Source organism: Lysinibacillus sp. LK3, assembly GCF_001043675.1.
GTDB classification, from domain to species: Bacteria; Bacillota; Bacilli; order Bacillales_A; family Planococcaceae; genus Lysinibacillus; species Lysinibacillus capsici.
The window spans coordinates 22,092-33,280 of sequence record NZ_LDUJ01000019.1 but is presented as its reverse complement, the minus strand read 5'-3'; the positions used below and the strand labels follow the sequence as shown (position 1 = coordinate 33,280).

Annotated in this window: 12 protein-coding genes; 9 read left to right on the top strand and 3 right to left on the bottom strand. The window is 38.2% G+C overall.

The features are described from left to right. Nucleotides 1-422 (top strand): LPXTG cell wall anchor domain-containing protein (locus VK91_RS14435; RefSeq protein WP_048393766.1); only part of this gene is annotated, 422 nt, incomplete at its 5' end. A 55-nt stretch (nucleotides 423-477) separates the two neighbouring features. Here VK91_RS14435 and VK91_RS14430 read toward each other — a convergent pair. Both VK91_RS14430 and VK91_RS14425 read right to left on the bottom strand, forming a co-directional pair. Continuing rightward, the gene (locus tag VK91_RS14430) at nucleotides 478-1,146 is read right to left on the bottom strand and encodes a class A sortase (RefSeq protein ID WP_048393765.1); all 669 of its coding nucleotides are present in this window, start codon (nucleotides 1,144-1,146) and stop codon (nucleotides 478-480) included. 121 nt (nucleotides 1,147-1,267) lie between these two features. After that, on the bottom strand, nucleotides 1,268-1,453 hold the full coding sequence (locus VK91_RS14425; RefSeq protein WP_004231516.1) for a 2-hydroxymuconate tautomerase: 186 nt from the start codon (nucleotides 1,451-1,453) through the stop codon (nucleotides 1,268-1,270). A gap of 166 nt (nucleotides 1,454-1,619) precedes the next feature. Here VK91_RS14425 and VK91_RS14420 point away from each other — a divergent pair, with 166 nt between their 5' ends. After that, nucleotides 1,620-2,138, top strand: a complete 519-nt coding sequence (locus tag VK91_RS14420) for a YwhD family protein (protein ID WP_004231517.1) — start codon at nucleotides 1,620-1,622, stop codon at nucleotides 2,136-2,138. Nucleotides 2,139-2,491: 353 nt separating this feature from the next. Here the strand turns inward: VK91_RS14420 and VK91_RS14415 are convergent, their stop codons facing one another. Continuing rightward, a complete protein-coding gene (locus VK91_RS14415) occupies nucleotides 2,492-4,546 on the bottom strand; it encodes a transglycosylase domain-containing protein (RefSeq protein ID WP_048393764.1) in 2,055 nt (684 codons plus the stop codon). Nucleotides 4,547-4,847: 301 nt separating this feature from the next. Between VK91_RS14415 and speB the strand changes: the two genes are divergently transcribed. From speB to VK91_RS14380, 7 genes are all read left to right on the top strand, one after another. After that, the gene (gene speB / locus VK91_RS14410) at nucleotides 4,848-5,720 is read left to right on the top strand and encodes an agmatinase (RefSeq protein WP_004231519.1); all 873 of its coding nucleotides are present in this window, start codon (nucleotides 4,848-4,850) and stop codon (nucleotides 5,718-5,720) included. 164 nt (nucleotides 5,721-5,884) lie between these two features. Next, nucleotides 5,885-6,160, top strand: coding sequence for a hypothetical protein (locus tag VK91_RS14405; RefSeq protein WP_004231520.1), 276 nt, complete (start codon nucleotides 5,885-5,887; stop codon nucleotides 6,158-6,160). A gap of 24 nt (nucleotides 6,161-6,184) precedes the next feature. Continuing rightward, a complete protein-coding gene (yidC, locus tag VK91_RS14400) occupies nucleotides 6,185-6,817 on the top strand; it encodes a membrane protein insertase YidC (protein ID WP_048393763.1) in 633 nt (210 codons plus the stop codon). 156 nt (nucleotides 6,818-6,973) lie between these two features. Then, nucleotides 6,974-7,405 (top strand): DUF1934 domain-containing protein, encoded by a 432-nt coding sequence (locus VK91_RS14395; RefSeq protein WP_048393761.1) that lies wholly within the window; start codon nucleotides 6,974-6,976, stop codon nucleotides 7,403-7,405. Then, a complete protein-coding gene (gene argS, locus VK91_RS14390) occupies nucleotides 7,405-9,072 on the top strand; it encodes an arginine--tRNA ligase (RefSeq protein ID WP_048393759.1) in 1,668 nt (555 codons plus the stop codon). Before VK91_RS14395 ends, argS begins: the two co-directional genes overlap by 1 nt. A 232-nt stretch (nucleotides 9,073-9,304) precedes the next feature. Further along, a complete protein-coding gene (locus tag VK91_RS14385; protein ID WP_066037054.1) occupies nucleotides 9,305-9,694 on the top strand; it encodes a MerR family transcriptional regulator in 390 nt (129 codons plus the stop codon). Further along, complete coding sequence (locus tag VK91_RS14380; RefSeq protein ID WP_048393754.1) at nucleotides 9,687-11,189, top strand: class I adenylate-forming enzyme family protein; 1,503 nt, start codon at nucleotides 9,687-9,689, stop codon at nucleotides 11,187-11,189. Before VK91_RS14385 ends, VK91_RS14380 begins: the two co-directional genes overlap by 8 nt.

The window sequence follows — 11,189 nt, the reverse complement described above, 5'->3', positions numbered from 1 at the left end:
ACAAACCAAATCCAGATCCAGAGAATCCTGTAGAACCAAACAAACCAAATACAGATTCAAACAATTCGGCCAATCCTGGAAAAACTGAGGGATCTAAACCTTCTGTTCAAGGTGTCATTGATCAAGGGAAAAACTTACCGCCTTATAATCCAACTAAAGCTACAAAAGATACACTAGATGCTTATAAGGATTTCTTGAATAAATATAGTCAATTAACTAAAGAGGAACAGGAAGCTGTTGCAGAATCAATTGATATTAACAAAATTAAATCGGATGCAAAACGATTAGAAGCTCAATTAAAAGCACAAGGTAAATTACCTCAGACAGATGGTGCCGATCAAACAGCACTAATGCTGATTGGAGTAGCACTTATTCTTGGTGCATTATACTTCTTACGTCGCCGCAACGCTGAAGTTAAATAATTACTTAAAAGAAGAAGCCCCTAAGACTCTTAAATCTTAGGGGCTTCACCTATTTCTAAAATGCTTCTGATAGCTTTTCAGGTGCTTTATCAAATGGATATTGTTGAACAAAATCAGCTTGTATGGCAAGACGCTTTGATCCATTATCAGCACATGTAATGAGTGTTAAAACAGTTTTATTTGGAATATCATCGATTACATAAATATCTGTTGCCGCAATGACTTTCTTAGAAGCTAAATGATATTCATAAATATTGGTTAAATCCGTTACATAGACTGTATCTCCTATACTTGCTTTATATAGAGGACTAAATAAGATATCCTTTTCTTCAAAATAATGTCCTGCTAAGGCGTAATTTCCCTGCCCGAGGCTTTGATTTGGCTTCATGGTACCTGCCCCTACGGCAAGTGCAGCATTTCCAACACCTTTGACAATCGGAAGTTGCATGTCAACACTTGGTATGGCGATACTACCAATTATGGGCATTTTATTGGCCTTTGTTTGAGCCTTTAATACCTCCGCTATGGACAGCGATTGTACATCCTCAAATACATAATCTGCATTAACCTGATTATTCTTTTCAATCTCTTCTACACTGATTTCAGTAGTATTTAATTGATGGCTTAAATGGGCAATGATCACATTTTGAATGGGGCTGATAAATACAAGTATTAGGCCAAGGACGAGCATAGTGATGAGCAATATTATCTTCAGTTTATTCATGTCGTAGATCACATCCTTGTTTTTGAAATAGAAGGTTTTATTCCAGCAAAAGATGGTTAACTTATGACCATTTTAAAAAAATGGATAGAGCGTTAAGATGCTTGCTCTATCCAACTTACTATTATTTGTCGCTAAAACGAACGCCTGCAACGCCGTAATGGTTTTTAGACATTTCTTCAATAAAAACTGTTACATTTTCTGCAGGTGCATTAACTGTGCGAGATACTGCTTCTGTTACTTCTTTTACAAGAGCACGTTTTTGTTCCTCTGTACGACCTTCAAGCATTTTCACTGTTACGTATGGCATAATATTGCCTCCTTTATAGAATAATGTTGTATAGTTAGTTTATAAGAAAGTATAAACTTCTTACTTGCGTTGAGGCATATACGCAATGGCGAAAATAGTGATTGTTTCGATAAAATATGCGTTGATATGCTTTCCTTTATAATAGCAGAATGGAGGATATTTAAGTATGACAAATGAAGAAAAACCAAAACAAAAAATGGGTTTTACCATTATAAAAAACGATCCAACAGATGGACATAAAGGGTTTGGTATCGGTTCACTTTCATTAGAGAATGTATCGCCTGTAATAGTGGACGTAGAAGAGGGGACGGCTTCTGTTGAAATTGGTGCCATGCATGCAAGAAGTGACGTAGAGCGTGGTATTAAATTTACAATGGACCGTGCTGATTCAGAGGGCGGGAAACCGTATTGGCTCGTGTGGGTGACGATAGACCATAAAGAAAATGGGCCATATTATGCAGGAGTTACAGCCTGTGAGATGGTTGTAAATCGTGAAAAACGACGTGGCTATAAAATTCTAGCTGATCATGTAAATAAAATGGATAAATCCATGAAACGTCATATTATTGTAGAGCATATGGATGCACCGTCTAAAAAAGTGTTAGCTTCTTTCCTTAAACAACTTAATCCAGAATTGTGGGAACGTAGTGAGGAACAATTGCGTCAAGACTTATTTGTCGAATAGACTCGTAATGATTGAACAATCTGTGACATTTTGCAATCGCTTTCGATATTAGGTTGAAAGTGTGTTTGAAACAAAGTACACTTGATGCAGAGCTTACATTTTAGTAAGCTAGGACACTTGGTATCGCGAATGTGATGAGCGCTATGCGGCATTTGAACAACCCAAACCCAAGCCAAATGCCCCATGATGCTCATACTTCGCGGACCATAAAAAAAGAAAAGCTTTCTGTTCCCACGGACACGTCTCCGGGGAAGAGAAAGCTTTTCTTTTTTTAGTATATCAGTTACTTTGTCGAGAGCCTTCATAGCTAAAAACGTATTAGGATTAAAAAGGTTTCCGAAATTATCTTGTTTTTAGTCCTTAAATATAGAGAATGGTAGCATATTCCAAAATTCTCCCCATGTATTACTGTCGAGAATATCGAAGTTTGTACATTTTTCAGTAGGTACATCCTTCGACTCTACATAGACTAGACGTTGTTTAGGACAAGCGTCAGTCGCTAATTTACCTGTTTCAATATCAATGACAACGCCCTCTACACCTTTAGGTTTTTTGAAATCCTCATTTTTTGTACCTTTGTTGACAGTTTCCATAAAGTCAATCCAGATTTGCTTTGTTGCAGCAGTATCTTCCTTCGTGGTAAGGTTTTTACCCTGATCATAGCCATTCCATACACCAGCAGTTAGTTTTGGAGTAAAACCAATTAACCATTGATCACTATTCGTAGAACCTGATTTAGCAGCATATGTGTGTGTCATACGTGAACGAATACTGATTCCTGTAGCGGGTGAATAGTCACTGAAAACCGGATCAAAAATACCTGTCATCATTTCTGTTAAGATGTATGCATTTTCTTTAGAAATGGCTGTTTCAGCTTTGCTTGCTACATCTTTGTTTTCATAAATAACATCTCCATGTGCATTTTTAATGGATACAATGGTTGTTGGTGTTGTTTGCTGTCCTTGCGACGCCAAAATATTATATGCATTTGTCATTTCGTATAATGTCGTTTCAATCGTTCCTAGTGCAATGGATAAATTATCCTTCGCACCAATTCCTACATTAAAACGGTTTGCCATATCATGAAACTCTTTGAAGCCAATGTCCTCTAAGGTTTTTACTGCGTAAATATTATCTGAGATAGCAATAGCTTGTGCCATCGTCATATCATGATCTGCAAATTGACCGTTGACGTTTTTAGGTGCATAAGTGCCACGCCCATTATCATACGTAAAAGTTGTTTCACCAACATCTAAAAAAGTTAGTGGCGTGTAACCATTTTCTAGCGCCGCTGCATATAAGATCGGCTTAATAGTAGAGCCTGGTTGACGTTTGGCTTGTGTAACTCGGTTAAATGAGCTTACTGAATAATCACGACCACCGACTAGTGCAGTGACAGCTCCTGTTTTAGATTCCATACTTACAAACGCAGATTGCAGATCATTGGCAGGCATATTTTTGGCTACTGCTTCTTCAGCTGCTTTTTGATGCTCCAGATTAAGCGTTGTTTGAATTGTCCAGCCACCTTCACTAATATCAAGGTTTTTTGATTTTAAGATTTCACTGGCTTCTTGCCAAGCCACATCTAGGAAATAAGGGGCAACAGATTTGGTTGCAACCCAGCTATCATTTTTTAAGACGAGCTGTTCATTTTCAGCACGCGTTTTTTCTTCTTGTGTAATGGCACCTTGGTCTGCCATAAGTTTTAAAATAACGTGTTGACGATTGGTAGCCTTATCTAAATTGGCAATTGGTGAGTAAATACTTGGTCCTTTTGGTACGCCTGTTAGCATTGCTGCTTCAGCAAGCGTTAAATCACTGGCAGATTTTCCGAAATAAAAACGACTTGCAGCTTCTACTCCATACATGCCATGACCGTAATATACCGTATTCAAATAGCCCTCTAATATTTCGTCCTTGTCATAAAAAACTTCTAATCTATAAGCATACAGGGCTTCGTTTAATTTACGTGTCCAAGACTTTTCATGGGAAAGATAAAGGTTACGAGCATATTGTTGCGTAATGGTACTAGCTCCTTGAACCTTACCACCAGCCTTAATGTCCACTAAAATGGCACCAGCAATACGTGAATAGTCGAAACCGCCATGTTGATAGAAATCTTTATCTTCAACAGCAACAACTGCTTCCTTTAAATAAGGTGACATCTCATCGAGGCCGACCCAATATCGTCGTTGATTTGTAAAGTGATCCCCAATTTGGTTCTCATTTTCATCTAAGAAAATAGAAGCCTTTGGTACGGTTAAAGGCGGTGCACCAGCCACTTGAACATAGATGCGGAGTGCGACAAACGCTACGACAATTGCAGATGTAAAGGCCACGAATAACGTAAGGCTTTTGCGTGTGCGCTTTACACGTTGTTGCTTTCGATGATAGCTTTTTCGTTTCATCCGACTTCACCTCGTTTTCTCACAACTTCGAACTTAGCTTTAGTATGTGTTCGAACATTCATCTTTAATCGAAATTCTAACTAAAAACTATTGCACTTTATTCAAAAACATCTATACTTTTTTTGTACTACTTGAAATGCTGGCATTCGACAAAAAAATCGCACCTTGTAGATTTTAATCGAAATTTGCTAGACGTTCCAATAATGTATACGAGGATAAAAGGATACAGGTTTCATTACAATCCTGTAAGCCATAATAGAAGAAGACAAAAAATGATGATTAATTATATGGAGGGCTAGCAATGAGATTTGATGAAGCTTATTCAGGAAATGTTTTTATAAAAAGTCATCCTACATATGACGACGCACAGGCAGTAATTTATGGTATGCCAATGGATTGGACAGTAAGTTACCGTCCAGGATCACGTTTCGGTCCACAGCGTATCCGTGAGGTATCCATTGGTCTTGAAGAGTACAGTCCATATCTAGATCGTGAGCTTGAGGAAGTAAAGTACTTTGATGCAGGGGATATTCCACTACCATTCGGTAATGCACAGCGTTCTTTAGATGAAATTGAGAAATTTATAGAGAAATTATTAGCGGATGGCAAGATTCCTGTCGGCATGGGTGGCGAGCATCTAGTGTCTTGGCCAGTAATGAAGGCTGTATCAGCTAAATATGATGATCTTGCTATTATTCACTTTGATGCACATACAGATTTACGTGTGGAATATGAGGGAGAGCCACTTTCGCACTCTACACCAATCCGTAAAATTGCGGAACATATAGGACCTAAAAATGTCTATTCATTTGGAATTCGTTCAGGTATGAAAGAGGAATTTGAATGGGCAAAGGAAAACGGCATGCACATTTCAAAATTTGAAGTGCTTGAACCGTTAAAAGAGGTCCTACCAACACTAGCTGGACGCAATGTGTATGTAACAATTGATATTGATGTTTTAGATCCAGCACACGCACCAGGCACTGGTACAGTAGACTGTGGTGGTATTACTTCGAAAGAATTACTCGCTTCCATCCATGCTATTGCAGCAAGTGGTGTAAATGTAGTAGGTTTCGACCTAGTTGAAGTAGCACCGATCTACGATTCTTCAGAAATGACAGCAAACACAGCTTCAAAATTATTACGGGAAATGATTTTAGGCTGGGTAAAATAAATAAGATTGGTTGAATGGGGGTTAGCTATGAGCTAGCCCCATTTTATATTTTTGAAATGAAGAATGAGCCTTAGCATAAAATTGAAACTTATTTTACTTTGTAGCGTAGATAAGTTAGGTAAAATGTATGTTTCTTCAATTTTAATAAAGGGAGGAGGAGTATTATGATTTGGTCACTTCTCATGAATGATTTATTCATTTTTGTCAGTACAATGGAATACTTTTGGCTATTAGCATCTTTGGTTTTAACTGTATTAAGTGTTCATTTGCATCTGTATCTCGTCAATAAAATAACCGTTCAAGATGTGAAGGACGAGGAGTTTGAAGTTGACTATACTATCACGAATACTTGGACTCCACCTATGCTAACGTGGTTTGTTCTGTGTATTAGAATGTCCGAAGACAATGAGGAAGAAAGTGTATCTCCTAGTTTGATTTAAACTTTAAAACTAGGAGGACAACCATTGTTAACATTTTTAGCACAACCTATTATTAACCTCATTCATTTCATCCATTCTTTTACAGGTAGCTACGCACTTAGTGTCATTGGTATTACGATTGCAGTCAGATTAATTCTTATGCCGTTATTTATTCGATCGGCAAAACACCAAAAGCACTCAAAAGAATTAATGACTACCATTAAGCCTGAATTAGATGCGCTTACAGATAAATATAAGAATAGTCAAAGCGAATCTGAAAAAAGAATGGTACAGCAACAAATCCAAGAGCTAACTTCAGATTCATTGAAAAGCTCTTTACTAGGTTGTTTACCAATCATTATTCAATTACCGATATTATTTTCACTGTACTACGCGATTAAGCTAGATTCAGTGATTGCCAGTGAAAATTTCCTTTGGATGAATTTAGGGACGATTGATATTGGGGTTTCGATGATTGCTTGTTTGATTTATTTCATTCAAAGTTGTATAGCCCTAGAGAAAAATCAACCATTAAATATGAAGATAATGGTATTTATTAATCCTCTCATGATCCTCATTTTTAGTCTGTTCAATCCAGCGATTATCCCGATCTATTGGACTGTTAGTGCTTTATTGTTAATAGTTCAACAATTGATTATAAAAAAATGGTATAGATAAAATGAAATCCTCTCTTTCCGTTATTGGAAGGAGAGGGTTTTTATTTTCTCGAATAAACTTGTTGAGGAGCTTTACATCACTTCTATCTTGAAAAACCATAAGTATTCATCCTATAATAAAAAGGTTATAGTAAAAGACTAAAAAGGGGCATCCGTTATGGCGAACGAAGTAAGATCGCATGTGAACATAAAGCTCATTTCTACCATTCGTCCAAGTGATGGGGAGTCCGAAAGTTATGAAATGTGGCTCAAAGGGCAGCTACTTGAAAAGGCAGGAAGCTTGTATTTGAAATATGATGAGGTGCAGGAGGATAAAATCGTCCGCACAACGATGAAGTTAGGTCATGAGAAGGCACTAATTATGCGTGCTGGTGCGGTTAATATGCGATTACCGCTGAACATAATCGAACAACAAAAAGGGCATTATGAAAGTGAGTTCGGTTCTATGCCCCTCGTGATTGATACGAAAAATATGACGTTTACAAAACTGGCAACAAGCGGAGATTTCCATGTACAGTACGATTTACTAATGGGTGGGCAATCCGTTGGCAACTATACATTAGATATTACATTTACGGAGGTACAATGATGAACGCAGTAGAACAAGTACAACAGGCTATTAAAGCAGCGATCGTGCAGGCTGTTGAAAAAGCTGGTCTCGTTGAGGCTGGCACAGAATTATCGATTCACCTAGAAACACCAAAGGATAAAGCAAATGGTGACTATGCAACAAACATTGCGATGCAATTAACGAAGTTAGCTAAAAAGCCACCACGTGCTATCGCCGAAGCTATTTTAGAAAATCTTGATCCATCAGGCACTGATATTGAAAAGATTGATATTGCTGGCCCAGGCTTCATGAATATCACAGTGCGTAAAGATTTCCTAACAGAGGTAGTGACACAGGTGCTTGAGCAAGGTACGGACTATGGCCGCTCAAATGCTGGTGCTGGGGAAAAGATTCAAGTGGAGTTCGTTTCAGCAAATCCTACTGGAGATCTTCACCTAGGACATGCTCGTGGTGCTTCTGTTGGTGATTCCTTATGTAATGTATTGGATATGGCTGGTTACAGTGTCTCTCGTGAATATTATATTAATGATGCAGGTAATCAAATTAATAACTTAGCTTATTCATTAGAAGCTCGTTATAAACAAGCATTAGGAATGGAAGCTGAAATGCCAGAAGACGGCTATCATGGGCAAGATATTATTGATATTGCGGGTAAATTAGCAAAAGAGCATGGTGATGCAATTTTAGCAAAATCAGATGATGAGCGTTTTGCCTTCTTCCGTCAGCACGGTTTAGCTTTAGAATTAGATAAATTAAAAACAGACCTAGCAAACTTCCGTGTAAATTTTGATGTCTGGTATTCTGAAACGTCTCTATATGAAAATGGGAAAATCGAAGTAGCTTTAGATAAATTAAAAGCTAATGGACATGTGTTTGAAGAGGATGGTGCTACTTGGTTCCGCTCTACAACATTTGGTGATGATAAAGATCGTGTGCTAATTAAAAATGATGGGTCATTCACATATTTAACACCAGATATTGCTTATCACGAAGACAAAATTGTCCGTGGCTTCGATAAATTAATCAATATTTGGGGAGCAGATCATCACGGATATATTCCACGTATGAAAGCAGCGATTCAAGCACTTGGTTATGATCGAGATACGTTAGAAGTGGAAGTTATTCAAATGGTTCAGCTTTATAAAAACGGAGAAAAATTCAAAATGTCTAAGCGTACAGGGAATGCAGTAACTATGCGTGAGCTTGTAGAAGAGGTTGGTCTTGACGCAGTTCGTTACTTCTTTGTAAAAACAGCTGGCGATTCTCATATGGACTTTGATCTTGACCTTGCAGTATCACAATCTAATGAAAACCCTGTGTACTATGCACAATATGCGCATGCACGTATTTCATCTATTTTACGTTCAGCAAATGAACAAGGCTTTGCTGCTACAACAGAACATCTCAATTTGTTAACAGCAGAAAAGGAAATTGATTTACTGAAAAAGATTGGTGATTTCCCGAAAGTGGTAGCGGAAGCAGCGAAACACCGCACACCGCACCGTATCGCAAACTATATTCAAGAAACAGCAGCTGCATTCCACAGCTTCTATAATGCAGAAAAAGTATTAGATGCTTCAAATAAAGAGTTAACAGAGGCTCGTTTAGCATTAATTACGGCTGTCCGCACAACAATTGCGAACGCATTACGCTTAATCGGCGTATCTGCACCTGAAAAAATGTAATTAAACTTTAGGCTCCTAACATGAAAAGTGTTAGGGGCTTTTTTTAATGGATAGAAGGCTGAATATGAGAGATAAAGTTCCGAATGTGTTGGATAGAAAGACAAAAGAAACGGATAAACCGTGGGAAATTAGCTGTCCCAAACTTTATTTTTCTGTTAATTCCGAAAATTTTGTTGAAGTTTACGTTAACGTCAATGGTATACTGTTGCCAATTAGGAAAGGGGAGATGGTTTTGAAGACGATTCAGGAGGTAGCAAAGGAGTTTAATGTGTCTACGCGGACAATACGTTATTATGAGGAACTTGGGCTTCTTTGCCCCCATCGTTCATCTACCAACCAACGAACCTTTTCCAAAAAAGAATTGGCGAAACTCAAGCTTATTTTCAGAGGCAAGCGGTACGGATTTTCTTTAGAGGAAATCAAAGAGATGGTTTTACTATTTGATTTTGATCGCTCAGGAATTCAGCAATTAGAGCGAACGGTTGAATACGGGGAACAAAAAATTCAAGAGATTGACAGTAAAATAGCTGAGCTGACGCAGATGAAGCATGAGTTACAACAAATGCATGGCATGTTTAGCGAAAAATTAGCGACTTTAAAGGGAGAGATGCAAGATGAATAGTTCCAATTTATTAGCACGTAATGCCCGTAAGTATCCAAAAAATGAAGCCGTTATTTGTCATGGCAGAAGAGTAACCTACCAAGATTTAGATAAGCAGGTGACATGTTTTAGTCATGCTTTACTAGAGAAGGGAGTAAAGCATGGGGATAAGGTTTTAATTTTTATGCCAAACGTTTTAGAGTTTGTTGTCAGTTACTTTGCTATTCAGCGTATTGGAGCGATCGTTGTGCCAGTCAATGCGAAGTTTACATTGCAAGAAGTAGAGTACGTGGCGCAGCATGCCGAGGCGAAGGCAATTGTCGTACATGAGGCTATTTTTGCAGCAGTTGAACAGCTAGCCGGTATTCCGTTAAAAATTAAAACAGGCCAAGAAAAAGTGGGATGGCATCAGTATGAATCAATGCTTCAAAATGCTAGTACACAAACAATTGATTGTCAGTTACAAGAGGATGACCCTTCCACGATTTTATATACATCTGGCACGACAGGAAAACCAAAGGGTGTGTTATTTAGCTACCGTAATATTTTAACAGTGGCGCAAATGATAGCTGTTGAAATGGAGGTAAAGCCTGAGAGCCGTATTTTGCTTATGATGCCATTAACACACTCTGCACCATTACATTTATTTTTAATGGCGGGTGTATTGGTAGGCTCAACAAATGTATTAACACCAACTTTTACACCCGATTTATTCATTGATTCCATTGAAAAGGAGAAAACAACACATTTCTTTGGTGCACCTGTTGCTTATTTATTAACGGCACAACTGCCAAGGCTACATTCGGCAGATTTGTCTTCTATGAAATGGTGGGTCTATGGTGGGGCACCGTTATCTCAAAGTGAGGTTCGGTTCATTCAGCAGGCATTCCGCACAAATAATTTGACTTGTGTATATGGATTAACAGAGGCAGGTCCAAGTGGTTCATTATTATTTGGCAAGGAGCATGAAGCAAAGGCAGGAAGTATTGGTCAGCGGGCGCCACTTGGTACAGAGTTGCGTATTGTGAATGACAGTGGAGAAGATGTAAATGTAGGCGAAGTAGGGGAAATTGTCTTGTTGGGTGAGGGCAACATGCTTGGCTACTATAAGGATGAAGTAGCTACTAATGAAGCCTTTATTGATGGTTGGTTAAAAACCGGAGATCTAGCTCGCAAGGATGAAGATGGTTTTATTTGGATCGTAGATCGTAAAAAGGATGTCATTATTTCGGGAGGTGTCAACATTTATCCGAAAGAAATTGAAGATTGTTTATTGAGCTTTGAAGGTATATTCGAGGTTGCGGTAATTGGTGTACCACATCCGCAATGGGGGGAAACTGTAAAGGCGGTGTATTCTGCTAAACAAGACATCCATGAGGAAGCTTTGAAAGCTTATTTAGAGGAGCATCTTGCAAAGTTTAAAATACCACGTATTTTTGAAAAAGTAGAAGCGCTACCACGCAATGCATCAGGCAAAATATTAAAACAAAATTTAAAGGGGCAAGAGGTGAGATAG